Origin of the sequence: Pseudomonas sp. KCJK9058 (genome assembly GCF_046230975.1) — a bacterium.
GTDB classification, from domain to species: Bacteria; Pseudomonadota; Gammaproteobacteria; order Pseudomonadales; family Pseudomonadaceae; genus Aquipseudomonas; species Aquipseudomonas alloputida.
The window spans coordinates 96453-122060 of sequence record NZ_JBJJLR010000009.1 but is presented as its reverse complement, the minus strand read 5'-3'; the positions used below and the strand labels follow the sequence as shown (position 1 = coordinate 122060).

21 protein-coding genes are annotated in these 25608 nt (G+C 63.3%); 12 read left to right on the top strand and 9 right to left on the bottom strand.

Annotated features, from left to right (window positions below):
• Positions 1-81: 81 nt before the first annotated feature.
• A complete protein-coding gene (locus tag ACK59Z_RS08275; protein WP_108191187.1) occupies positions 82-1380 on the top strand; it encodes an MFS transporter in 1299 nt (432 codons plus the stop codon).
• Between the two features lie 139 nt (positions 1381-1519).
• On the opposite strand, the gene purT is transcribed toward ACK59Z_RS08275, so the two are convergent.
• The 5 genes from purT to ACK59Z_RS08250 form a co-directional block, all read right to left on the bottom strand.
• Positions 1520-2701 (bottom strand): formate-dependent phosphoribosylglycinamide formyltransferase, encoded by a 1182-nt coding sequence (gene purT / locus ACK59Z_RS08270; RefSeq protein WP_108191188.1) that lies wholly within the window; start codon positions 2699-2701, stop codon positions 1520-1522.
• A gap of 76 nt (positions 2702-2777) precedes the next feature.
• On the bottom strand, positions 2778-3245 hold the full coding sequence (locus ACK59Z_RS08265) for a VUT family protein (protein WP_003252131.1): 468 nt from the start codon (positions 3243-3245) through the stop codon (positions 2778-2780).
• Positions 3246-3441: 196 nt separating this feature from the next.
• Positions 3442-3645, bottom strand: a complete 204-nt coding sequence (locus ACK59Z_RS08260; RefSeq protein WP_033726433.1) for a DUF1289 domain-containing protein — start codon at positions 3643-3645, stop codon at positions 3442-3444.
• Positions 3635-4159 carry a gamma carbonic anhydrase family protein gene (locus ACK59Z_RS08255; protein WP_003252127.1) on the bottom strand — a complete coding sequence of 175 codons (525 nt, stop codon included), beginning with the start codon at positions 4157-4159 and terminating at the stop codon, positions 3635-3637. The genes ACK59Z_RS08260 and ACK59Z_RS08255 overlap by 11 nt, the downstream gene beginning before the upstream one ends.
• Positions 4160-4203: 44 nt before the next feature.
• Positions 4204-4803 (bottom strand): CoA pyrophosphatase, encoded by a 600-nt coding sequence (locus ACK59Z_RS08250; protein WP_003252125.1) that lies wholly within the window; start codon positions 4801-4803, stop codon positions 4204-4206.
• A gap of 123 nt (positions 4804-4926) precedes the next feature.
• Between ACK59Z_RS08250 and ACK59Z_RS08245 the strand changes: the two genes are divergently transcribed.
• From ACK59Z_RS08245 to ACK59Z_RS08230, 4 genes are all read left to right on the top strand, one after another.
• Complete coding sequence (locus ACK59Z_RS08245; RefSeq protein WP_054888642.1) at positions 4927-5478, top strand: NUDIX hydrolase; 552 nt, start codon at positions 4927-4929, stop codon at positions 5476-5478.
• A gap of 22 nt (positions 5479-5500) precedes the next feature.
• A complete protein-coding gene (locus tag ACK59Z_RS08240) occupies positions 5501-6055 on the top strand; it encodes a murein L,D-transpeptidase family protein (RefSeq protein ID WP_003252119.1) in 555 nt (184 codons plus the stop codon).
• Between the two features lie 160 nt (positions 6056-6215).
• Positions 6216-7898, top strand: coding sequence for a ShlB/FhaC/HecB family hemolysin secretion/activation protein (locus ACK59Z_RS08235; protein ID WP_409292772.1), 1683 nt, complete (start codon positions 6216-6218; stop codon positions 7896-7898).
• 27 nt (positions 7899-7925) lie between these two features.
• Positions 7926-12452, top strand: a complete 4527-nt coding sequence (locus tag ACK59Z_RS08230; protein ID WP_409292770.1) for a hemagglutinin repeat-containing protein — start codon at positions 7926-7928, stop codon at positions 12450-12452.
• A 163-nt stretch (positions 12453-12615) separates the two neighbouring features.
• On the opposite strand, the gene ACK59Z_RS08225 is transcribed toward ACK59Z_RS08230, so the two are convergent.
• Together ACK59Z_RS08225 and ACK59Z_RS08220 are read right to left on the bottom strand one after the other, a co-directional pair.
• On the bottom strand, positions 12616-13251 hold the full coding sequence (locus ACK59Z_RS08225) for a Pr6Pr family membrane protein (RefSeq protein WP_004575440.1): 636 nt from the start codon (positions 13249-13251) through the stop codon (positions 12616-12618).
• A gap of 1 nt (position 13252) precedes the next feature.
• Complete coding sequence (locus ACK59Z_RS08220; protein ID WP_012053596.1) at positions 13253-13474, bottom strand: VF530 family DNA-binding protein; 222 nt, start codon at positions 13472-13474, stop codon at positions 13253-13255.
• A 163-nt stretch (positions 13475-13637) separates the two neighbouring features.
• On the opposite strand from ACK59Z_RS08220, the gene ACK59Z_RS08215 reads away from it, so the two are divergent.
• The 3 genes from ACK59Z_RS08215 to ACK59Z_RS08205 all read left to right on the top strand — a co-directional run bounded on the left by ACK59Z_RS08215 (position 13638) and on the right by ACK59Z_RS08205 (position 19755).
• The gene (locus ACK59Z_RS08215) at positions 13638-15683 is read left to right on the top strand and encodes a TonB-dependent receptor (protein ID WP_409292768.1); all 2046 of its coding nucleotides are present in this window, start codon (positions 13638-13640) and stop codon (positions 15681-15683) included.
• A gap of 295 nt (positions 15684-15978) precedes the next feature.
• Positions 15979-17313, top strand: a complete 1335-nt coding sequence (locus ACK59Z_RS08210; protein WP_108191192.1) for a carbohydrate porin — start codon at positions 15979-15981, stop codon at positions 17311-17313.
• A 30-nt stretch (positions 17314-17343) separates the two neighbouring features.
• Positions 17344-19755, top strand: coding sequence for a glucose/quinate/shikimate family membrane-bound PQQ-dependent dehydrogenase (locus tag ACK59Z_RS08205; protein ID WP_019752450.1), 2412 nt, complete (start codon positions 17344-17346; stop codon positions 19753-19755).
• 206 nt (positions 19756-19961) lie between these two features.
• On the opposite strand, the gene ACK59Z_RS08200 is transcribed toward ACK59Z_RS08205, so the two are convergent.
• A complete protein-coding gene (locus ACK59Z_RS08200) occupies positions 19962-20090 on the bottom strand; it encodes a hypothetical protein (protein WP_257784239.1) in 129 nt (42 codons plus the stop codon).
• 194 nt (positions 20091-20284) lie between these two features.
• Between ACK59Z_RS08200 and lon the strand changes: the two genes are divergently transcribed.
• The 4 genes from lon (at position 20285) to cmoB (ending at position 25032) form a co-directional block, all read left to right on the top strand.
• The gene (lon, locus tag ACK59Z_RS08195) at positions 20285-22702 is read left to right on the top strand and encodes an endopeptidase La (RefSeq protein WP_012053599.1); all 2418 of its coding nucleotides are present in this window, start codon (positions 20285-20287) and stop codon (positions 22700-22702) included.
• 151 nt (positions 22703-22853) lie between these two features.
• Positions 22854-23246, top strand: coding sequence for a protease inhibitor I42 family protein (locus tag ACK59Z_RS08190; RefSeq protein WP_003252079.1), 393 nt, complete (start codon positions 22854-22856; stop codon positions 23244-23246).
• An 89-nt stretch (positions 23247-23335) separates the two neighbouring features.
• Entirely contained in the window at positions 23336-24079 is a 744-nt protein-coding gene (cmoA, locus tag ACK59Z_RS08185; protein WP_004575434.1) for a carboxy-S-adenosyl-L-methionine synthase CmoA, read from the top strand.
• Complete coding sequence (cmoB, locus tag ACK59Z_RS08180; RefSeq protein ID WP_004575433.1) at positions 24076-25032, top strand: tRNA 5-methoxyuridine(34)/uridine 5-oxyacetic acid(34) synthase CmoB; 957 nt, start codon at positions 24076-24078, stop codon at positions 25030-25032. The genes cmoA and cmoB overlap by 4 nt, the downstream gene beginning before the upstream one ends.
• A gap of 69 nt (positions 25033-25101) precedes the next feature.
• Here cmoB and ACK59Z_RS08175 read toward each other — a convergent pair whose 3' ends face one another.
• Positions 25102-25305, bottom strand: a complete 204-nt coding sequence (locus ACK59Z_RS08175) for a hypothetical protein (protein WP_003252072.1) — start codon at positions 25303-25305, stop codon at positions 25102-25104.
• Positions 25306-25608 lie beyond the last annotated feature (303 nt).

Here is a 25608-nt window from a genome sequence, read left to right as displayed (position 1 = left end):
CCGCGTCACCGTGCCTTCTACAGGGCACGCCACTGCGGGCCAAGCCCATGGAGCCGGACCAGACTGTCAGGGACCTATTCAATGACAAGCAGCACTTACGCCCAAGCGCCTGCCACACCCGTCAACTCGCCTGCGCGGGTCGCCACTGCCAGCTTCATCGGCACCGCCATCGAGTTCTATGATTTCTACGTCTACGCCACCGCCGCAGCCTTGGTGATCGGCCCGGTGTTCTTCCCGTCCGGGTCGGGCACCGCGCAAATGCTGGCCGCCTTCCTCACCTTCGGTATCGCCTTCCTCGCCCGGCCACTGGGCTCGGCGTTGTTCGGTCACTTCGGCGACCGCATTGGCCGCAAGTCGACGCTGGTCGCCTCGCTGCTGCTGATGGGCGTATCCACCACCGCCATTGGCGTGTTGCCGGGCTATGACAGCATTGGCGTGTGGGCGCCGATCATTCTCTGCCTGCTGCGTTTTGGCCAAGGCCTGGGCCTGGGCGGCGAATGGGGTGGCGCGGCCCTGCTGGCTACCGAAAACGCGCCGGAAGGCAAACGGGCCTGGTTCGGCATGTTCCCGCAGCTGGGCCCGTCAATCGGCTTCCTGGCAGCCAACGGCCTGTTCCTGACCCTGGCCCTGGTGCTCAGCGACGAGCAGTTCCGTGAGTGGGGCTGGCGCATTCCGTTCCTGCTCAGCGCCGCACTGGTACTGGTAGGCCTGTACGTGCGCCTGAAGCTCGAAGAGAGCCCGGTGTTCGCCAAGGCCGTTGCCCGCCACGAGCGAGTGAAAATGCCGGTGGTCGACCTGTTCTCGAAATACTGGCTGCCAACCCTGCTGGGCGCTGCGGCCATGGTGGTGTGCTATGCACTGTTCTACATTTCCACGGTGTTCTCGCTGAGCTACGGCGTGACCACACTGGGCTACAGCCGCGAAACGTTCCTTGGCCTGCTGTGCTTCGCGGTGGTGTTCATGGCACTGGCCACACCGTTGTCGGCCTGGCTCAGTGACCGTTACGGGCGTAAGCCGGTACTGATCGTCGGCGGCCTGCTGGCGATAGCTTCGGGCTTTACCATGGAACCGCTGCTGACCTCGGGATCGACTGCGGGGGTGGCGCTGTTCCTGGCCATCGAGCTGTTCCTGATGGGCGTGACCTTTGCGCCGATGGGGGCACTGCTGCCAGAGCTGTTCCCGACCCACGTGCGTTATACCGGTGCCTCGGCGGCGTATAACCTGGGCGGCATCGTTGGCGCCTCGGCGGCACCGTTCTTTGCCCAGAAGCTGGTGAGCATGGGGGGGTTGAGCTGGGTGGGCGGTTATGTGTCGGCGGCGGCGGTGATCAGCCTGATTGCCGTGCTGTGCCTGAAAGAGACGCGGGATACCACGCTGTAAGCCACTGGGGCCGCTTTGCGGCCCTATCGCGACACAAGGCCGCTCCCACAGGGATAGCGCAGCTTCCAGGCTTACGCGATCCCTGTGGGAGCGGCCTTGTGTCGCGATAGGGCTGCGAAGCAGCCCCAGCACTCTCGGATCAGAACTCGACCTTGACCGCCTGCGAAGCACGGGTCGCCTTGGCCCGCGCCAGTTCGACCGACTCGTCACGCGCCAGGCACACGCCCATGCGGCGGGTACCGTTGATTTCCGGCTTGCCGAACAGGCGAATGGCGGTATCCGGCTCGCTCAGCGCTGCGCCCAGGTTGGCGAAGCTGGTCTGTTGGGACTGGCCTTCGGGCAAGATCACTGCCGAGGCCGACGGGCCGAACTGACGCACCACCGGAATCGGCAGGCCGAGAATGGCGCGGGCATGTAGGGCGAATTGCGACAGGTCCTGGGAAATCAGGGTGACCAGACCGGTGTCATGCGGGCGCGGCGACACTTCGCTGAACCACACCTGGTCGCCCTTCACGAACAGCTCCACACCAAACAGGCCGCGACCGCCGAGGGCATCGGTGACCGCCTTGGCCACGCGCTGCGATTCGGCCAGCGCCTTCGGGCTCATGGCCTGTGGCTGCCAGGACTCTTGGTAATCGCCCTTCTCCTGACGGTGCCCGACAGGTTCAAGGAAGGTGGTACCGCCCACGTGGCGCACGGTCAGCAGGGTGATTTCATATTCGAAGTCGATGAAACCTTCGACAATCACCCGGCCCTTGCCAGCGCGGCCGCCTTCCTGGGCATAGTCCCACGACGCCTGCAGGTCAGCATCGCTGCGCAGCAGGCTCTGGCCCTTGCCCGACGAGCTCATCACCGGTTTGACCACGCACGGGTAACCCAGGTCGGCTACGGCCTTGGCGTAGTCTTCATAGGTGTCGGCGAAGTGGTAAGGCGAGGTTGGCAGGTCCAGCTCTTCGGCAGCCAGGCGGCGGATGCCTTCGCGGTTCATGGTCAACTGGGTGGCGCGGGCGGTGGGCACCACGGTGAAGCCTTCGTTTTCCAGCTCGACCAGGGTGGCGGTGGCGATGGCTTCGATTTCCGGAACGATGTAGTGCGGCTTCTCAGCTTCGATCACCGCGCGCAGGGCAACGCCATCGAGCATGTTGACCACATGGCTGCGGTGCGCCACCTGCATAGCCGGAGCATTGGCGTAACGGTCGACGGCGATTACTTCGACGCCCAGGCGCTGCAGCTCGATTACCACTTCCTTGCCCAGCTCGCCACAGCCGCAGAGCAGTACACGGGTCGCGGTGGGCGACAATGGGGTTCCGATACGGATCATTTCAGGTCCTCGAAGGCATCCGGGGCCGCGCCAGGCTAGGCGCCACCCGCTGAAAAAGGACCGCTATTCTACACCATCAACCGGCCACGGCGGCCCGCCGGGCGCGAAATGCCATGGCCAGCCACACCGCCGTTACACCGGCGAACTTCGAGGCCATCGCGGTGCCGATGACTGCCGGGGTCAAAGCGCCGATCATGCCGAAGAAAATGAAGGTATCCACCGGGATGCTCAGCGCCGAACTGAGCCACAGGCGGTCGCGCAGCGGCCGACGGGTGATGCTGAACACCAGCCAGTCGATCAGCTCGGAAATGAAGAACGCAGTGGCGCTGGCCAGGGCGATGGCCGGCTCCGAGGTGACATAGGACAACACCAGCGCCGCCAGCATGGCCACCAGCGCGCCGTGACCGAAGCGGGTTTGCACCATGTCGCGCAGGATGAACACCAGGCCGCCCCAGGCGGACCAGATGATGTCCAGATGCGGGGCACTGGAGAAGGCGTAGTTGATCAGCACTACGCTGCTGATATAGGCAATCAGATAGAACATGGCGGGCTGTCTGTGGGCAAGCCGTACAGATTACCGCTGGGCCGTTCGCGGGTAAACCCGCCCCCACAGATGTTGTGCAGCCCTCAAGGCTGTCGCTGTACCTGTGGGAGCGGGCGTGCCCGCGAAGCTGCCACTGCGGTGCATGGCACCGGCTTCGCCGGTGTTCGCGGGTAAACCCGCTCCGACAGGGTTCGCGTCAGGCCTGCAAGATGAGGCCGGCTTCTACTGCCCGTTCATGGCAACGCTTGAGCACCGCCCGGCGCTCGTGGTTGTCCATCCGCCCCCAGCGGCCAATCTCGGCCACGGTACGCTGGCAGCCGGTGCAGATATCCTGCTCGTCCAGCGCGCAAATGCTCACGCACGGCGATGCCACCGGCCGCTCTGCCACATCACTCATCATCAACCACCAACGCTTGCGCATAACGCTGGGCATTATGCACGTAATGTGCGGCACTCGCTTCCAGCATGCGTTTCTGCTGCTCGGTCAGCTCGCGTACCACCTTGCCCGGCGAGCCCATCACCAGCGAACCGTCCGGGATTTCCTTGCCCTCGGCAATCAGTGCGTTGGCGCCGATGATGCAGTGCTTGCCGATGCGTGCGCCATTGAGGATCACTGCGTTGATACCAACCAGGCTGAAGTCGCCCACTGTACAGCCATGCAGCATGGCATTGTGGCCCACGGTCACGCCCTTGCCCAACGTCAATGGCGAGCCCATGTCAGTGTGCATCACCGTGCCATCCTGCACGTTGCTGCCTTCGCCAATGTCGATCAGCTCGTTATCACCACGCAACACCGCGCCAAACCACACACTGGCATTGGCTTGCAGGCGCACGTTGCCAATGAGCGTGGCGTTGGGGGCGGCCCAACTGGTGGGGTGGCTCTCGACCCGCAGGTCGCCCAGGCGATATTTCATGCTTGTTCCTCAGGCTGCGACGCAGACGGCGGGGTAGGCCCCGCTCAATTTTCGATGTAACGCTCCGGGGGTTGATGCAGGCTGATACCGGCATCGAACAGCAGGTTGACCAGCTCGACGATCATGATCGCCGACAACCCCCAGATCTTGTATTCACCATAGCGGTAACTTGGCACATACCAGCTACGCCCCTGGTAATCGATACGGTGGGTATGGTCACGCGGGTCCTGGCGGAAGAATTCCAGCGGCACGGTGAATACTGCCGCGATCTCGGCATCATTGGCGCGATACTCGACGAAGTCCGGGATAAGCCCGACGAATGGCGTCACTTTCAGGCCATGTAGCGAAATCAGCGGGCTGAGCGGGCCAATCACCTCCACCAGGCCAGGGGGCAGGCCGATTTCTTCTTCAGCCTCGCGCAGGGCAGTAAAGACCAGGTCCGGGTCTTCCGGGTCGCGGCGGCCACCGGGAAAGGCGACTTCACCACCGTGGGTAGACAGGCCCTTGGCGCGCAGGGTCAAAACCAGTTCGGGCGCTTCGCTGCGGGTAATGGGCAAGAGGACCGCCGCTTCGGGGAACCGCCTGTCGGTTTCCAATGACGCGGGTTGGTGGTTGCTCATTCGGCGAAGTAGCTCGTCCAGCATTGCGCACGCTCGTATCCAGGTCCTGTGTTGCATCATGCACCAAAGCCGCGAAGCACCCAAGCCCCAGCGCTTGCGGCGGCACGGTGGCCGCGCCAAGATAGCCTTGAACATAAGGAACCACACATGAAATTCTGCAGCGCGTGCGGCCAACCGGTCACTCAGCAGATCCCCGAGGGCGACAGCCGCCTGCGGTACGTCTGCGGCTCTTGCCAGACCATCCACTACCAGAACCCCAACATCGTGGCCGGCGTGCTACCGACCTGGGGCAGCCAGGTGTTGCTGTGTCGCCGCGCCATCGAACCGCGCCGGGGTTTCTGGACCCTGCCCGCCGGTTTCATGGAAAACGGCGAAACCCTCGACCAGGCCGCGCGTCGCGAAACCGTAGAGGAAGCCTGCGCCCGGGTCGGGCCAACGTCCCTGTACCAGCTGTTCGATCTGCCGCACATCAACCAGGTGCATGTGTTCTTCCGCGCCGAGTTGACGGACCTGGACTTTGCCGTGGGAGCCGAAAGCCTGGAGGTGCGCCTGTTCGAAGAACATGAGATACCGTGGAACGCGCTGGCTTTCCGCACCGTCACTCGCACACTAGAATGCTACTATCGCGACCGCATCGGCCAGCACTACCCCATAGGCCATGAATACCTGCCGCCGATGAACGTTTCGCCACACACCTAAACGCCTTCAGGGATACTGTTACATGCGCTGGTTGCTTGCCCTCTTCTGCCTTTGCGTTACCTCGGTGTCCCAGGCGGCCTTCACCGAAACCATCATCCGCAAGCCTGCACCGGCAGCGCAAACCCCATCGCCTTCGCAGCAAGCCATGCAACCGTTGATCGACAAGGTACTGGTGATCAAGTCCGAGCGCCGCCTGCAGTTGATCAGCCGTGGCGAGCCGCTGAAAACCTACCGCATCTCGCTGGGCAAGCAGCCCAAGGGCGCCAAGGAACGCGAAGGCGACAAGAAAACCCCTGAGGGCTTGTACTGGCTGGACTGGCGCAAGCAGAGCGACCGCTTCAACCTGGCCATGCACATCAACTACCCGAACATCAGCGATGCCGCCCGCGCGACCCGGGCAGGGGTGAGTGCCGGCAGCATGATCATGATTCACGGCACGCCGATCAACGATGAATACCCGGAATGGTACTTCCATACCCTGGACTGGACGGATGGTTGCATTGCCATGCGCAACCGCGACATGCAGGAAGTGTGGGACTTGGTACGGGATGGAACGCTGATCGAGATCAGGCCTTGATATAGGGCCTTTCAGTACAGGTTGTAGGAACCTTCTCACCACTTTGCGAGAACTTGCCTGACAGTTGCTTAGGCAGGGTACTGCATCCAGGCGAGTGACTTAATTTTTAGCATCCACGCAGACGAGTACGAAAACCGTACATCATTTGCGGGGTGCTTCAATGCCGTGCCTGATTCACCGCATCGCCCATTGGCTGTCGGCCAGTTGCCTGTCAGGCGTGCTGTCCATTCCTCACGTGATGGCCGACGACCCTGCCAGCCAGCAGTTGCGCGATCAACAGCATGGGCTGCGGCAACTGGAGCAACAGCAGCGGCTGGAGCGCTGGCGGCGCATATCCGCCCCGACTGAACCGACCAACAGCACTTCCCAGCGACCGCACGATGATCGCTGCTGGGCAGTCGATGGCGTGCGCGTGGCGGGCATGCACCGGCTTTCGAGCTCGGCACTGGCGCCCACCCTCCGTGCGCTCACGCCTGCCTGCATGGGCATCGCCGACATCAATCGGCTGCTCAAAGCCATCACCCAACGTTATGTACAAGCCGGCTACCCAACCAGCCGACCCTACCTGCGACAGCCCCCAGAACAGGGCATGCCGTTGGACATCGTCATTGTCGAAGGCTTTGTCGAAACCATCGAGCTGGCAGGGCCCGACCTGCCCTTGTCCCTCTCCAGTGCCTTCCCAGGCCTGCTCGGGCAACCACTGTACCTGCCCGACCTTGAGCAAGGCCTGGACCAGCTCAACCGCCTTCGCGCCTATGAACTGGGCGCCACCTTGCTGCCCGGCGAACTGCAAGGCGGCACCCGCGTGGTCGTGCAGCCGGGCAAGGTTGCTTCACGCTGGCACCTGGACAGCCGCTTCGACAACCGGGGCAGCGAGCTGACGGGCCGCCACCGCGTCAACCTCGGCATTGGCCTGGACAGCCCGCTTGGCCTCAATGATGAGCTGCGCCTGTCGTGGACCCGCACGGTGCTCGATACGCCCGGCCAAAGCCAAGGGATATCGTTGTACTACAGCATCCCCTACGGCGCCTGGACCTTTGCCCTCAGCGCCAGCCAGCTAAGCTATCAAGCCCCACTCCCCTACAGCGACAAGGCTGCCGACGGCAGCAGCAGCTATCAGGGCCTGAGTGTCGAGCGGGTGTTGTGGCGCAACCAGCAAGGCATGCTCAGCGCCAGCGCCCGGCTGGACCGCAAGCAGCTGATCAACCGCAGCGCTGGCGCAGTTATCGTCCAGCAGAGCCCGACGCTGGCCACGGTAGAGGCCGGCCTCAACCTGCTGTGGCTCGAAAATGGCTTGTGGAACGGCTACTTCGGCGTTGCCCAAGGCATTGACGCATTGGGTGCCGACCGCGCGCCCCTGGGTGCTCAACGCCTGCGCCCGGACTTTCGCAAATACCGCGCCAACCTGCTGCACCTGCGTCAGGGCCCGGCACCCAACCCTTGGCGCTGGCAGAGCGAGCTGGCCCTGCAGTACAGCCGCGACCCGCTGCCTGCCGTCGAACAACTGCTGGTCAGCGACGATTCGGCTGTCCGCGGCTTTCGTCTGCACACTTACTCCGGTGCCAGCAGCGCCGTCTGGCGCAATACGTTCAGCCAAGCGCTGCCACTGACCTGGGCCCACCCCTTCGAGATACGCCCCTACTTCGGCCTGGACCAGGGCTGGGTTCGCACCGCCGAAGGCAAACCGTCACAACGCCTGGCCGGGGCCGCCGCAGGGTTGGAACTGAGCCTGCCCGGCAGCCGCCTGCGCCTGGACTACCAACGCGCCTTGTACACCAGTGACCTGCCCCGCCCGCTGCTGGAGCCCGGCTTCTGGGTGCTGGACTGGACCCTGAACATCTGATTCACCCACAACAAAGAGAACGAGAAAATGCAAACACTCTCGCAGTTACCGCCTGTTCGCCCGGATACCTTGCGCTGGGCAATCTTCCTCGCCGTGCTCGGGCCCAGCGCCGCACTGGCTCAGACAGGACTGGAAGCAGCCAGCGGCCCCGGGGGGACCCCGGTCATCCACAATGGCCACGGGGTGCCGGTGATCGACATCGTGCCGCCCAACGCCAAGGGGCTGTCACACAACCAGTTCATCGACTACAACGTTGCCACCCCTGGCCTGGTGCTGAACAACGCCACCGCTGCCGGGCAGTCGCAACTGGCCGGTGCCCTGGCGGCCAACCCGCAATTTCAAGGCCAGGCCGCCTCGACCATTCTTAACGAAGTGGTCAGCCGCAACGCCTCGCTGATCGAGGGGCCGCAGGAAATCTTCGGGCGCCCGGCCGACTACATACTGGCCAACCCCAATGGCATCACCCTCAATGGCGGCAGTTTCATCAACACCACCCGCGCAGGCTTCGTGGTGGGCACCCCGCAATTCGAGGAGCAACAGCTCAGGTATCTCGATACGCTCACGGCCAGTGGCACCCTGCAGGTACTGGAGCATGGCCAGGGCAATGCCGGTGGCGCACTCGAACTGATCGCACCACGCGTGGACAGCAAAGGCCTGCTCATGGCCAGCGAAACGCTCGACATCACCGTCGGTCGCAACCGTATCGACAGCCGCAGCGGCGAGGTGGTCGAACACCTGCCCAGCCCCTCGTCGAGCATTGATGCCAGCCTGTTCGGCGCCATGCGCGCCGGGCGTATCCGTGTGGTAAGTACCGCCGAAGGCGCGGGTGTGCGTGTGGGGGCCTCGCAGATTCTGGGCGCCGAGGGGGTCGACATCAGCTCGGCCGGGGGCCTGCATGTCAGTGGCAGTGGCGACCGCCCGACCGAGCTGCGCAGCGAGCGCGGCGTGCTGAAACTCACCGCTGCCGATGACCTGATGCTTGAAACGGTCGACGGCCAGGCCCCGCGAATCGAAGCAAGGGCGGGCAAGAAACTCACACTGGACGCCAAGACAATCGAGCACATCAAGCACGACAGTGACAGCTGGAACAAGAAGTTCTGGTTCGTCACCCGCGAAACCTACAACAGCAAAACCACCACCACCCACCAGCAGCAACAGGGCAGTCAATTGCTGGGCACTGACAGCGTGCTGTTGCAGTCCGGCGACGACATGCGCATGACCGCAGCGAAGGTGGACGCCGGTAGCGAGCTGACGGTCGACAGCGGTGCCGGCCTGGACATCCTCGCCGGCATCGACAGCAAACGCACCGAACAGCAGGTGCGTCATCGCAAGGATTTATGGCGCGGTGACAGCGATAGCGACCAGCTCAAGGAAACCGCAAAGGGCAGTACCCTGAGCGCCGGGCACATGTCGATAAAGGCAAGCGACAACCTCAACGTGCAGGGCAGCAGCCTGCACAGCCGCGGCGATCTGGCTATCCAGGCAAAACAGGCCGACATCGGCACCACCACCTTGCAGGAACACGGTACCCAACGCGATTACCGAGGCGACCTGGTATCCGGTACATTCTTTGGCGATCGAAAAGGTAACGACACCGAGGGCCAGGTCGTCGCGGGCAGCACCATAACCAGCGATGGCGAGCTCACAGTCAGAGCCGACCAGGTCGCCATCAAAGGCAGCACCGTGTTCGGTAAACAGGACGCGGTGCTCTACAGCGAGAACGGCTCGCTGGCCATCGAGGCGGACCATGGCAGCACGACCTCCACCCAGCGCACCAGTGACAGTAAGCTGTTCGGCCTGATCGGCAGCACGCACGAAAGCACGGACCGCAAACAGCAGGTACTGGTCAGCGACGTCAGCTCGACCAGCAACCTGCGCCTGGCCAGTGCCGAAGAGATGCGCATCCAGGGCGCCAAGGTTGCCGCTGGCAAGCATCTGCAAGTCGAGGCCAAAGGCGACCTGCTGATTGGGAGTGCGCAATCGGTCGATGAACGCGAAACCCGCGACCAACAACGCGGTTTCACGGCCAGCGCCAGACAGACCCAGGAAGCCGAGGATGGCAAGCCCGAGTCTCGCCAATACGCGGCTGGCGTGGCGTATGAGGTCGTGACCACCACCAGCAAGCAGCGCGCGACCAGCCAGGTTGCCAGTGAGCTCAAGGGTGCCTCGGTGGGCATGAGCAGCAGCGCGCACCTGCAGGTCAACGGCAGCAAGGTCCAGGCCACTGCCGGCGACCTCGATGTGCAGGCGCGGGAAGTGACACTGGGGGCGACCCGCAACGACCGTGACGTAGTCACCAGCACCACCGAAAGTGGTGGCGGGCTGACGGTAACCGGTGGCATCGACCGCCTGGGCAGTTTGTTCGAAGGCCATCACAACCGCGAGGTGCAAGCCGAACGCGAAAGCAAGGTGCAGCGCAGCGAGTTGCAGGCCAGCGGCGATCTGAAATTGCGCAGTGATGCACTGCTCACCGAGGCCGTGCACGTCGAGGCCGGCAACACCCTGCAGGTGACCGCCGAACGCATCGATAACCGTGCAGTGCAGGATACCCATGAACATGAACAAAGCCGTGACGACTGGTCGGGTAGCCTGGGCGCCAGTATCGAATACCGCGACCTGACCCGCCCTATCGAACGCCTGGTGCTGGGTGAGGAAGCCGCGCGCTTCCAGCAAGCCTCGCCCGAAGACGCCATGGCACCGCCCAGCGTGGGTGCCGACATGACGGTTGAACACCTCAAGCGCCTGGAAAACCAGCGCCGTGGCATTGCTCAGGTCAGCGAGTTGTCCGCAGCAAAGGTCGAGGTCAAGGCTGACACACTGGCCGACCAGGGCACAGCCTGGCGGGCCAATGCCGGCTCGCTGAAAATCGAGGCGCAGCAGCACCAGGTGAGCCCCGCCGAAAATACCCAGGAAACCACCGTTCAACGCCTGGCCTATGGTGGCGACGCGCGCCTGGACACCAGCACCGGCGAGGACTTGAATGTACGCGCCGCCGGCAAAGGAGGGTCGCTGGATAAAAAGGATATCGCCAGCACCGCCGTGCCCGGCAGCCTTTACGGGCAACAGGGTATCCAGGTACAGCTGGGCAGCGATGGCCGCTACGAAGGGGCCCGCATCGATGGCGGTGAAGGCAGCGTGATCATGCACAGTGCAGGGTCGTTGGCCCTACCCCAGGCGACCGACCAGGCCGAACAGCAGTCACGCCAGCTCGATGGCAATGCCTGGGCCAAAGTCGGCAACCGCCCGGGCAGCACCGGCGTCGATGGCCGGGGCTATCTGGACCATGGCCAGAAGCTGAGCACGCAGAGCAAGGCACAAGTGGCACAAATCGACGCCAAGGGCGAAGTTCAACTGACCAGCGCCGGCGACCTGTTGCTCGAAGGCACCCGCATTGGCAACCGCGAGGCCAAGGCCGGCGACATACGGGTGCAAAGCGGCGGCCAGTTGCAGGTCAAGGCGGCCAGCAACACCCAGCAGGCCACAGGTGCCAACCTGGGTGGCGGCATGGAGCTGGCGGCCAAGGCTGGCCAGACCCAGGGGGGAGCCATAGGCGGCCACTTCAGCCACGGCAAGCAGGACGAACATGCACGTCAGGCGGTCGATGCCCAGTTTGCCAGCAACGGCACACTGACCCTGGCCAGCAGCGCCCGCGAGGACATCGCCCTGCACCTGCAAGGCCTGCAGGCCTCGGCCGAACAGATCACCCTCGACGCCTCGAATGGCGGCATGCTGGTTGAAGCCTCTTCCAGCCAGGAGCGACGCGACAACCTCGACATCTCGGCCGGCGCCGGTTTCAACATGGCCAAGGGCGCGTTGGACACCCGCGGCCTGCATGGCCGGCTCAAGGTAGAGCTCGACAAGCGCGACAACCTCACCTGGAATACCAGTGACCTGCGCGCCGAGCGCATCGACCTGCAAAGCCGCGGCGATACCCGCATCGAGAGTGCCACCCTGGATGCAAAGCATATTGGCGGCACAATCGACGGTGACCTGCGCATCGCCAGCCTCAAGGACAACGTCAACACCCTGAGCGTGAAGGGCGATGTCAGGCTGAGCCAGGAGAAAAACCCGCAGGGCTATGTCAACGCGGCCAAATCGGTGGCAGGGCCGCTGGGAGGCAAGGTCGAGAAAACGGCCGGTTCTGCCCTGAGCAAGGCAGACCCAGGGTTCTCGCCGACCGTCAGCCTCGACGTGTCGCATGCACAGCGCGACAACGTGACGCGTCAGACCACGCTTAAAAGCAGCGACGGCATCGACCTGCAGGTCGGTGGCAACGCTCATCTGGTAGGGGCACGCTTGCAGTCGGCCAAAGGCGACGTGAGGCTCGACGCCAACTCGGTCACCCAGGAAACGCTAAGCGGCAATGACTATCGCCGAGACCTGTCGCTTGATGCGTCCAACTCACCGGTGGATCTGGGCACGGCAATCGCCGAGATAGCCAAAAGCAAAATGGCGGCGGATGGGGAAAATGCGCTGGACCTGGGTGTGTTGAGAACCAGTGGGCATAGTCGCAGCGAGCAATGGGCTTCGAGCATGCAAGGGAAGAAGCACTAAGACGCAATCGCGGCCCTGGCAATTTGGGGGCATCAGAAATCTTGTGCCCTGCTGCTGATACCCAGGCACCGCGTGTCCCCCGCTTCCACAGCGAATACCACAGCCCCCTGGGCGTGTGATTGCTCTGTGGGAGCGGGCTTGCCCGCGAAGAGGCCGTTACAGGTCAAGCCAACCTGTGCAGCCCCCGCCACCGATCCAGCCCAAGCAACACCAGCCCTATCCCCCAGAAACCCGCCAGCACCCCAAGGGCGTTGAGCATCACCTGCCCATACCCCAGACTGGCCACATCAATGAACGGATAGGCATACACGCCAATCTCGCTCCCCCGCCACAACGCATAACCAAAGTAGACCGCCGGGTACACCGCCCATACCAGCAAATGCCATAGCCGCAACCTGCCCTTGGGTACCTCGCACCACCAGTACAGGGCATACAGCACCGGCATCACGTCGTGCAGCAACTCGTCCGCCAGCCATTGCCAACCCTGTGGTTGCCACAAATGACGCAGCAGCACGCTGTAGGCCAGCGCCACCAGCACGATACTGGCGGCCACTGCAGAGCTTACCGAGGGCGACAGGAAAAAGCGTTTGCCACGGCCTTCCCGGCCGAACGCGGCATAGCTGAGCACCGTCGCCACCAGGGTATTGGTCAGCACGGTGAAATAGCCAAACACATTGATCAGGCCGCCAATCAGGCTGGCCTGTTCCTGCCAACGCGCCAGCAGTACCAGGTTCACCTGCACGGCCAGGCCGAACCAGCCAAGCACAGCCATGCCGGTCAGCCAAGGGCGACGCGACATGTCAGGCCTGACGCTGCAGCTTCACGTACAACTGCTCGACCTTTTCCCGCGCCCATGGCGTTTTGCGCAGAAAAGTCAGGCTCGACTTGATGGTCGGGTTGCTCTTGAAGCAGCGCACATCGATGCGCTCGGCCAGGCCATGCCATTGGTAATGCGCCACCAGCTCGGTGAGGATCTGCTCAAGGGTCTTGCCGTGCAGCGCGTTGTGTTGGGCCGTGCTCATGCTGTGCTCCGTAGGAAAGATGCGCACCTTACACGAGTGTAGTGGTGGGAGGGATCCGTCAAGTCGACAGAAAAATCGCTGGTCAGAGGCAAAACCTCTGTGATGGAATAGTTATGTTATGTTGTAACACTAAAAAGCATCTGCCAAGGAACGCCCCATCCCCATGCTGTACACACCGCTTCGCCTCTCCCCCCTTGCCGTCGCACTCTGGCTGGCTGCATCCCCCAGCCAGGCCGTAGAACTTGAGCCACAGGTCATCACCGCCAACCCGCTGGGCAACCGCCAACTGGCCGCCCCCAGCACCGTGCTCGAAGGCGACAACCTGCTGCAACAGCAGCACGGCAGCCTGGGTGAAACCCTGAACAAGCAGCCCGGTGTCGCCTCTACCTGGTTCGGCCCTGGCGCCAGCCGCCCGGTGATCCGCGGCCTGGATGGCGACCGCATTCGTATCCTGCGCAATGGCGTCGGTGCCCTGGATGCCTCGTCGCTGTCCTACGATCATGCCGTGCCGCTGGACCCGGTAACCGTCGAGCGCGTCGAAATCGTCCGTGGCCCGGCCGCCCTGCTTTACGGCGGCAACGCCATCGGCGGCGTGGTCAACACCTTCGACAACCGCATCCCGGACTCGCCGATCGAGGGCATCCACGGTGCCGGTGAACTGCGTTACGGCGGCGCGGACACCACCCGCAGCAGCGCCGGCAAGCTGGAGGCCGGCGACGGCGCCTTCGCCCTGCACCTGGACGCCAACAGCCGCCAGTTCAACGACCTGCGCATCCCGGGCTACGCACACAGCGCCAAGGTGCGCGATGCCGACGAGCCCGGCAGCAAACACCGCCTGGAAAACAGCGACGGTCGCCAGGACGGCGGCGCAATCGGTGGTGCCTACCACTGGGACCACGGCTACGCCGGCCTGTCGTACAGCCGCTACGACAGCAACTACGGCTCGGTGGCCGAGTCCGGCGTGCGCCTGGACATGAAACAGGATCACTACGCCTTCGCCTCCGAACTGCGCGACCTCGACGGCCCTTTCAGCTCGGTCAAGGTAGATGCCGGCTACACCGACTACGAACACAGCGAAATCGAGGAAGGCGAGGTCCATACCACCTTCAAGAACAAGGGCTACGAAGCCCGCATCGAAGCCCGTCACCAGCCGCTCGGACCGGTGGAAGGGATGATCGGTGCCCAGGTCAGCCGCAACGAATTCTCCGCCCTGGGCGAGGAAGCCTTCGTCCCGCACACCGATACCGACAGCCTGGCGCTGTTCATGCTGGAGCAGTGGCAAGCCACCGAACGCTTGAACCTGAGCCTGGGCGCGCGCATGGAACACACCCGCGTAGACCCGGACGCCAAAGGCAACGAGAACTTCGTCGACGCCGACAGCGCCAGCAGCTTCAACGCCTTCAGCCTGTCGTCGGGGGCTGTGTACCAGCTCGACCCGGTCTGGTCGCTGGCCGCCAACCTCGGCTACACCGAGCGCGCCCCTACCTTTTACGAGCTGTACGCCAATGGCGCGCACGTAGCCACCGGCGCGTTTGAAGTCGGTGACGCCAGCCTGAACAAGGAAAAGGCGATTTCCGCCGACCTGGCGCTGCGCTTCGACAACGGCACCCACAAGGGCAGTGTTGGGGTATTCTACAGCCACTTTCGCAACTACATCGGCCTGATCGGCACCGGCAACCTGCGTGAGGGCGGGCATGATCACGACCATGACGAGGATGACCACGACCACGATCATGACGACGGCTACCCGGAATATCAGTACCAAGGTGTGCGGGCGCGCTTCTACGGCATCGAGGCCCAGGACCGCTGGCAACTGGTCGAGAACCGTTACGGCAGCTTTGCGCTGGAGTTGTCCGGTGACTACACCCGGGCCAAGAACCTGGACAGCAGCGAGCCACTGCCCCGCATCGCCCCGCTGCGCCTGAACAGCGGTCTGGTCTGGGAACTGGACCGCTGGCAGGCGCGGGTAGACGTGCAGCACGCTGCGTCGCAGCACCGCAAACCCGCCAACGAAACCGGCACCGATGGCTACACCACCTTGGGGGCGAGCGTTGGCTACCGCTTCGACATTGGCCAGAGCCAGTGGCTGGCGTTTGTACGCGGCGAAAACCTCACCGACCAGACCGTGCGCTACGCCAGTTCGATCCTGCGCGATATCGCACCGGCGCCGGGGCGCAGTGTGGAAGTCGGGTTGCGTACCACCTTCTGAACCACAAGCGACGAAGATCGGTGTAGGAACGGGTTCACCCGCGAAGACGATGGTAGGTCAACCGGCGCATTCGCGGGTGAACCCGCTCCTACAACGGCCTCGATTAATGACGACTGTTGCCCGTTCAACAACAATCCTCTGCGACAATTTGTCTTTTTTTCTTACTACTTCCCCTATATCCTCCCCGCCGCAAGCTGAAACGCTTCATCGAACAACCTTGTCGCCATATCCATTGAGGGGCTCGCCCTTCGATGCGCTTGCCGTTTTTTCAATAATCAAAAGATAGCGCTATCTCATGTTCCAACTGCCCAAAACCTGTTACATCGGCCTCGCCCTCAGTGCCTTGGCAAACCCCGCCAGCGCCAGCGAAATGTTCGCCAGCGACTCCCCGTGGATGCTCGGCGACTGGGGTGGAACCCGCAGCGAACTGCTGGAAAAGGGCTACGACTTTACCCTTGGCTACACCGGCGAGATGGGCAGCAACCTGCACGGCGGCTACGACCACGACCGCACCGCGCGCTACAGCGACCAGTTCACCTTTGGCAGCCACCTGGACCTGGACAAGATCCTCGGCTGGCACGACACCGAACTCCAACTGACCGTCACCGAGCGTCACGGCGACAACATCAGCAACGACCGCATCAACGACCCGCGTGTCGGCGGCTTCACCTCCGCCCAGGAAGTCTGGGGCCGCGGCGAAACCTGGCGGCTGACGCAAATGTGGATCAAGCAGAAGTACTTCGACGGTGCGCTGGATGTGAAATTCGGCCGCTTCGGTGAAGGCGAGGACTTCAACAGCTTCCCTTGCGACTTCCAGAACCTGGCCTTCTGCGGCTCGCAGGTGGGCAACTGGGTGGGTGGCATCTGGTACAACTGGCCAGTCAGCCAGTGGGCCCTGCGCGTGCGCTACAACCTTACCCCTGAGCTGTACGCCCAGGTCGGCGTCTTCGAGCAGAACCCTTCCAACCTTGAATCTGGCAATGGTTTCAAGCTCAGCGGCAGCGGCACCCAAGGTGCGGTAATGCCGTTCGAACTGGTATGGACCCCACGTATCCAAGGCTTGAAAGGGGAATATCGTGCCGGCTACTACTACAGTAATGCCAAGGCACAAGATGTTCTCAAGGACAGCAACGGTCAGCCGGCCGCCATCAGCGGCGCCGCCTACCGCAGCAGCTCGAGCAAGCACGGCTTGTGGATTGGCGCCCAGCAGCAGGTCACCTCGCTGGCGTCCGACCAGTCACGCGGCTTGAGCGTTTTCGCCAACGCCACCGTGCATGACAAGAAGACCAATGCCATCGACAACTATGTGCAGGCAGGACTGGTATTCAAAGGGCCCTTCGATGCCCGCGCCAAGGACGACATCGGTTTCGCCCTGGCCCGCGTGCACGTCAACCCTGCCTATCGCAAGAACGCCCGCCTGGCCAACCAGGCCGCCGGCCTCTACGACTACGACAACCCAGGCTTCCTGCCCGTGCAGGACACCGAGTACAGCGCCGAGCTGTACTACGGCATCCATTTGGCCGACTGGCTCACGGTACGCCCCAACCTGCAGTACATCCGCCACCCGGGCGGGGTGTCGCAGGTGGATGGCGCCCTGATCGGCGGCCTGAAGATCCAGAGCAGTTTCTAACCCCTTTTTTGACCTGACGGAGAACCTACGATGAGCACTGAAGGTGCGAACCAAGGAAGCCGCTGGCTACCGCGCCTGATTGGCGCGCTGCTGTTGCTGATGGGCCTGGCCCTGCTGGCCGGCGGTATCAAGCTGAGCCAGCTGGGCGGATCGCTGTACTACCTGATCGCCGGTATCGGCTTTGCCCTTTCGGGCATCCTGCTGCTGGCCCAACGCCAGATCGCCCTGGGCCTGTATGGCCTGGTGCTGCTGGGCAGCACCGTTTGGGCCCTGCTCGAAGTGGGCCTGGACTGGTGGCAATTGGTGCCCCGTCTGGCCATCTGGTTCGCCATCGGCGTGGTGCTGCTGCTTCCGTGGGCACGTCGCCCGCTGATCGGCCCGGCCAGCAAAGCCAATACTGCACTGCTCGGCCTGGCAGTGGTCGCTTCGGGCGCTTGCGCGCTGGGCAGCCAGTTCACCCATCCCGGTGAAGTGTTCGGCGAACTGGGCCGCGACAGCAGCGAAATGGCCAGTGCCGCACCGGCCATGCCCGACGGCGAATGGCAGGCTTACGGCCGTACCGAGCATGGCGACCGCTACTCGCCGCTGCACCAGATCACCCCGCAGAACGCCTACCGCCTGGAAGAGGCCTGGCGCATTCGCACCGGTGATCTGCCAACCGAAAACGACCCGGTGGAGCTGACCAACCAGAACACCCCGCTGAAGGTCAACGGCATGCTCTACGCCTGCACCGCGCACAGCCGCCTGCTGGCGCTGGACCCGGACACTGGCGCGGAAATCTGGCGCTACGACCCGCAGGTCAAGAGCCCGACCGGCACCTTCAAAGGCTTTGCCCACATGACGTGCCGCGGCGTCTCGTACTATGACGAAAACCGCTACGTCAGCCGCGACGGCAGCCCGGCGCCGAAAATTACCGACGCAGGCCAGGCGGTGGCCCAAGCCTGCCCGCGTCGTCTCTACCTGCCGACTGCAGATGCCCGCCTGATCGCCATCAACGCCGACAACGGCAAGGTCTGCGAAGGTTTCGCCAACCAGGGCGTGATCGACCTCACCACCGGCATTGGCCCGTTCACCGCCGGCGGCTATTACTCCACCTCGCCTGCTGCCATTACCCGTGACCTGGTGATCATCGGTGGCCACGTCACCGACAACGAGTCGACCAATGAGCCGTCCGGGGTGATCCGCGCCTACGACGTGCACGACGGCCACCTGGTGTGGAACTGGGACAGCAACAACCCGGACGACACCAAGCCATTGGCTGCCGGCAAAATGTATAGCCGCAACTCGGCCAACATGTGGTCAATCGCCAGCGTCGACGAAGACCTTGGCATGATCTACCTGCCGCTGGGCAACCAGACCCCGGACCAGTGGGGCGCCGACCGCACCCCAGGCGCCGAGAAGTACAGTGCCGGCGTGGTCGCCCTTGACCTGGCCACCGGCAAGGCACGCTGGAACTATCAGTTCACCCATCACGACCTGTGGGACATGGACGTCGGCAGCCAGCCGACCCTGGTACACCTGAAAACCGACGATGGCGTGAAACCGGCGATCATCGTACCGACCAAGCAAGGCAGCCTGTACGTGCTCGACCGCCGCGACGGTACGCCAATCGTGCCGATCCGCGAGATCCCCACCCCACAAGGCGCAGTGGAAGGCGACCACACCTCGCCAACCCAGGCTCGTTCCGACCTCAACCTGCTCGGCCCAGAGCTGACCGAACAGGCCATGTGGGGCGCCACGCCTTTCGACCAGATGCTGTGCCGCATCCAGTTCCGCGAGCTGCGCTACGAAGGCCAGTACACCCCACCATCCGAACAAGGTTCGTTGGTCTACCCCGGCAACGTAGGTGTATTCAACTGGGGCAGCGTGTCGGTCGACCCGGTGCGCCAGTTGCTGTTCACTTCGCCCAACTACATGGCATTCGTGTCGAAGATGGTCCCGCGTGAGCAGGTTGCCGAAGGCAGCAAGCGCGAAAGCGAGACCAGCGGCGTGCAGCCGAACACCGGTGCACCGTATGCAGTGACCATGCACCCGTTCATGTCGCCGCTCGGCGTACCGTGCCAGGCACCCGCCTGGGGCTACGTCGCCGCCATCGACCTGTTCACCAACAAGGTGGTGTGGAAACACAAGAACGGCACCACCCGGGACAGCACTCCGGTGCCGATCGGCCTGCCGGTTGGCGTGCCAAGCATGGGTGGCTCGATCGTCACCGCCGGTGGCGTCGGTTTCCTCAGCGGCACGCTCGACCAGTACCTGCGCGCCTATGACGTGAACAACGGCAAGGAATTGTGGAAGGCACGCCTGCCAGCGGGTGGCCAGGCTACGCCGATGAGCTACACCGGCAAGGACGGCAAGCAGTACGTGCTGGTGACTGCCGGCGGCCATGGCTCGCTGGGCACCAAGATGGGCGATTACATCATCGCTTACAAATTAGCTGAGTAAGCGACACCGCTCCCGCAGGCTCAACCCTGTGGGAGCAACTGTCTTGCTCAATTTCTGAAAGCTGGCGCCATCCGTGTGGGAGCGGCCTTGCGTCGCGAAAGGGCTGCACAGCAGCCCCGGGGTTTCAGCGTCGATGCAAATAATGCCGGGGCCGCTTCGCGGCCCTTTCGCGACACAAGGCCGCTCCCACAGGCCGGTGTTCAGCCTCAGCCCAGCGCAGTGTCGAGAAACATCATCACCGCAAACCCGCCCATCAACCCTGGGTAATGGAGCTGGGTGCAGCGCTGGGCATCAACGTCGAGCCGGCGCTGGAAGCCCTGAAAGTCGCCGTACACATCTAAAGCCTGGCGCAGTCCTTGTGGAGCCTTGTGTCGCGATTGGCTCGCGCAGCGGCCCCAACGCTCTAGAATGCTGGATGGATGCTGGGGCTGCTGCGCAGCCCAATCGCGACACAAGGCCACTCCCATACCATTGAAACCCATCCCCTCCCGCCCCATCTAAGCACCATAGTCATTCACGCAGGTGCCCCATGAGCGACCAGCAGGATTTCCCGGAACACCCGGACGAACACAGCGAAGTCGAACACACCCTCCAGGCCGAAACCGGCCACGCCCTCGCCCTGCCCGGCCAGCAGCTGCCGGACAAGGTCTACGTCATCCCGATCCACAACCGCCCGTTCTTCCCGGCCCAGGTACTGCCGGTCATCGTCAATGAAGAACCCTGGGCCGAAACGCTCGACCTGGTGGCCAAGTCACCGGACCACTGCCTGGCGCTGTTCTTCATGGACACCCCGCCAGAAGACCACCGCCACTTCGACACCTCGGCACTGCCGCAGTACGGCACGCTGGTCAAGGTGCACCATGCCAGCCGCGAAAACGGCAAATTGCAGTTTGTCGCCCAGGGCCTGTCCCGGGTGCGTATCCGCAACTGGCTCAAGCACCACCGCCCGCCCTACCTGGTCGAAGTCGAATACCCGCGCCAGCCCGCCGAGCCGACCGACGAGGTCAAAGCCTACGGTATGGCACTGATCAACGCGATCAAGGAGCTGCTGCCGCTCAACCCGCTGTACAGCGAAGAGCTGAAGAACTACCTCAACCGCTTCAGCCCCAACGACCCCTCGCCGCTCACCGACTTCGCCGCCGCGCTCACCTCGGCCACCGGCAACCAGTTGCAGGAAGTGCTCGACTGCGTGCCCATGCTCAAACGCATGGAAAAGGTACTGCCAATGCTGCGCAAAGAGGTGGAAGTCGCACGCTTGCAGAACGAGATTTCGGCCGAGGTCAACCGGCAGATCGGCGAGCACCAGCGCGAGTTCTTCCTCAAGGAACAACTCAAGGTCATCCAGCAGGAGCTGGGGCTGACCAAGGACGACCGCAGCGCCGACCTCGAACAGTTCGAACAGCGCCTGGAAGGCAAGACCCTGCCGCCCCAGGCACGCAAGCGCATCGATGAAGAGATGGGCAAACTGGCCATCCTGGAAACCGGCTCGCCCGAATACGCCGTCACCCGCAACTATCTGGAATGGGCCACCGCCCTGCCGTGGGGCGTGTACGGCAAAGACAAGCTCGACCTCAAACATGCGCGCAAAGTTCTCGACCAGTACCACGCTGGCCTCGACGACATCAAGGAGCGCATCCTCGAGTTCCTCGCCGTGGGCGCCTGGAAAGGCGAGATCAGCGGCTCGATCGTGCTGTTGGTGGGCCCGCCCGGTGTGGGCAAGACCAGCATCGGCAAGTCCATCGCCGAATCGCTCGGCCGGCCATTCTACCGTTTCAGCGTCGGCGGCATGCGTGACGAAGCCGAGATCAAGGGCCACCGCCGCACCTACATCGGTGCCCAGCCAGGCAAGCTGGTGCAGGCCCTGAAAGACGTCGAAGTGATGAACCCGGTGATCATGCTCGACGAAATCGACAAGATGGGCCAGAGCTATCAGGGTGACCCGGCATCAGCGTTGCTGGAAACCCTCGACCCCGAGCAGAACGTCGACTTCCTCGACCACTACCTCGACCTGCGCTTGGACTTGTCCAAGGTGCTGTTCGTGTGCACGGCCAACACCCTCGATTCGATACCCGGGCCGTTGCTCGACCGCATGGAAGTGATCCGCCTGTCCGGCTATATCACCGAAGAAAAAATGACCATCGCCAAGCGCCACCTGTGGCCCAAGCAGCTGGAAAAGGCCGGCGTTTCCAAGACCAGCCTCAGCATCAGCGACAGCGCCCTGCGCCTGGTGATCGACGGTTATGCCCGCGAGGCCGGTGTGCGCCAGCTGGAGAAGCAACTGGGCAAACTGGTGCGCAAGGCCGTGGTCAAGCTGCTGGAAAACCCCGACGCCAAACTTAAGATCGGCACCAAAGACCTGGAGACCGCACTCGGCATACCGGTGTTCCGCAGCGAGCAGGTACTGGCTGGCAAAGGCGTGATCACCGGCCTGGCCTGGACCAGCATGGGCGGTGCCACGCTGCCGATCGAGGCGACCCGCATCCACACCCACAACCGCGGCTTCAAGCTGACCGGCAAGCTGGGTGACGTGATGAAGGAGTCTGCCGAAATTGCCTACAGCTACATCAGCTCCAACCTCAAGCAATTTGGCGGGGATCCAGGTTTCTTCAACGAAGCGTTCATCCACCTGCACGTACCCGAAGGCGCCACCCCCAAGGACGGCCCCAGTGCCGGCATCACAATGGCCAGCGCGTTGCTTTCACTGGCCCGCGACCAGCCAGCCAAAAAGGGTGTCGCCATGACGGGCGAGCTGACCCTCACCGGTCAGGTACTGCCGATTGGCGGCGTGCGCGAGAAGGTGATTGCGGCGCGGCGGCAGAAGATTTTCGAACTGATCCTGCCGGAGCCCAACCGCGGCGACTTCGAAGAACTGCCGGACTACCTGCGCGAAGGCCTGACAGTGCATTTCGCCAAGCGCTTTGCCGACGTGGCGAAAGTGCTGTTCTAGCCTGTACCGGCCTCTTCGCGGGCAAGCCCGCGCCTGCACGGGTACGCTATCCCTGCAGGCGCGGGCTTACTCGCGAAAGGGCCGGCACAGGCAACACAAATGTCCTCGATCATCGGTTATCCTCAGGCCATCGCCAGCCTTCGGAGCCACCATGACCTCTCCTCGTCTGCTCGTTCCCCTGAGCTTCGCCCTGCTTTCTGCCTGCGCTCAACAACCCTCGCAGCCTGTTGACCTGGACGCCGAAAGCGAATGCCCAAAGCGCCTGCAGGTCGGTCAGGTCCTCACGCTTACCCTGCCCAGCAACCCCACCACCGGCTACCGCTGGCTGTTACAGAACCCGGCGCCCAACGTATTGCAAAGCCTTGGTCCCGAGGTTTACAGCGCGCCTGAAGACACCGGTATCGTCGGCAGCTCGGGCATGTCGACCTGGCGCTTCCAGGCCCGCGCTGCCGGCGAAGGGAACCTGGTATTGGTCTACCAGCAACCCTGGGCCCCGGAAGTGCGCCCGGTGCAGACCTTCGATTGCGCCATTCGGGTCAATTGAACGCACAGCGCTGGTCAGCCAACCATGCATCCCGGCTGCGGTTTGGCTAGAATGCGCCCCCTGCCTATCACCAGCCGCCTGGATTCGCCGTGAGCAAACAACCCGACCGCCTTTTCTCCCAACCCCTGGAGCAGGTGCCCGACTTCGTCTTCAACGAAGACGTCGTACGTGTGTTCCCGGACATGATCAAGCGCTCGGTGCCCGGTTACCCAACCATTGTCGAGAACCTCGGGGTTCTGGCCGCCCGGTTCGCCCAGCCAGGCACCGCACTGTACGATCTGGGCGCATCGCTGGGCGCCGTTACCCAGTCGCTGCGTCGCCATGTGCGCAGCGACGGCTGCAGGGTAATCGCGGTGGATAACTCCGCTGCCATGGTCGAGCGCTGCCGGCAGTACCTCACTGCACAAGATTCGATGTTCCAGGAGTTGCTGCCGGTGCACGTGCTGGAGGCCGATATCCTTGCCCTGCCCTTCGAGCCGGCCTCGGTAGTGGCGATGAACTTCACCCTGCAGTTCATTGCCCCTGACCAGCGCCTTGAACTGCTCGGGCGAATCCGCCAGGCGCTGCTGCCCGGCGGCGCGCTGATTCTGTCGGAGAAGCTGCGCTTCGCCGATGAGCAAGCGCAGGACCTGCTCAATGAACTGCACCTGGATTTCAAACGGGCCAATGGCTACAGCGAACTGGAGATCGCCCAGAAGCGCAGTGCCATCGAAAACGTGATGAAGCCCGATACACTCGAAACCCACCAGGAACGCCTGCGCGCAGCCGGCTTCTCGAAAGTGGTGCCTTGGTTCCAATGCCTTAACTTCGCCTCGTTGATAGCCCTGCCATGATCGATCTGTCTCCCCTCGTCCGCCGCCTGGCGGGCACGCCCCTGGCTTCCTGGTCGCAAGGCCTGCAAGCGCAACTCGACGCCAAGCTGGAAAAGGGTCACGGTGACCTCGACCGCTGGCGCGGGGCGCTGGAAGCCCTGCCCGCCCTGCAACCCAGTGAAGTCGACCTGGTCAACGGGTTGCGTCTGGATTGCGACTGCGACGACGCCACCCGCGCGCAGATGCGCCAGGCACTGATGGGCCTGTCGCCCTGGCGCAAGGGGCCATTCGACCTGTTTGGCGTGCACGTTGACACCGAATGGCGTTCGGACTGGAAGTGGTCGCGGGTCGGCCCGCACCTGGACCTCAAAGGCAAACGCGTACTCGACGTGGGCTGCGGCAATGGCTACTACCAATGGCGCATGCTCGGCGCCGGCGCCGACATGGTGGTTGGGGTCGACCCCAACTGGCTGTTCTTCTGCCAGTTCCAGGCCGTGCAGCAATACCTGCCGGAGTTACCGGCCTGGCACCTGCCGTTCGCCCTGGAAGACCTGCCCGCCAACCTTGAAGGTTTCGATACCGTGTTTTCCATGGGCGTGTTCTATCACCGCCGCTCGCCCATCGAGCACCTGCTGGCGCTCAAGGACTGCCTGGTCAAAGGTGGCGAGCTGGTGCTGGAAACGCTGGTTATCGAGGGCGACGAAAACCAGGTGCTGGTGCCTGAGGACCGCTATGCACAGATGCGCAACGTCTGGTACCTGCCGTCGGTACCGGCGTTGGCCCGCTGGTTGCGTCGTGCCGGCTTCAGCGATGTGCGCTGCGTCGACGTGAGCGTGACCAGCGTCGAGGAGCAGCGCAGCACCGATTGGATGCGCTACCAGTCGCTGAGCGACTTCCTCGACCCGAACGACCACAGCAAGACCGTCGAAGGCCTGCCTGCCCCACGCCGCGCCACCCTGCTGGCGCGCAAATAAAAAAGGCGCCCGCAGGGGCGCCTGAATACACCTGCGGCGAGGAGCCGTCGCGGCGCAGGTGTCGTTACCTCAATCCTTGGCCACCTCACGCGCCTTCTCTTGCGCCTTGCGCTCGCGCTCGGCAACAGCCTGTTGCTTGTCGCCATGCAGTCGCTGCTGGTCTTCGCGGAAGGCTTGCCAGAACTGCTTCGAGCGCTCCGCACCGCCCTCGGCATAAACACTGGCGCTGCCCAGGGCAAGGGTGGCCAACAGCAGGTATTTGGTCAGGTTCATCGTGTTTGCCTCGTAATAACCGATCAGACACGGCCATCCTAGCGAGGGCTGGCTAACGGCAAGGTGAGGCGGGGATTACAGTCCTGCAATGTGGCCTTGTGTGGACTGTTCGGGCCTCTTCGCGGGTAAACCCGTTCCTACAGGCGCGGGTTTACCCGCGAAGAGGCCCGAACAGACAGCCAGATAACAACAGAATTACAAATCCGTTATCTGCACCGCAGGCCTTTTTTCATGCCGTAACATTGGAGCGCTTGACCCTGATGTCACTACAGGGTCAAGAATCGCCCCCTTTCAATACACCGA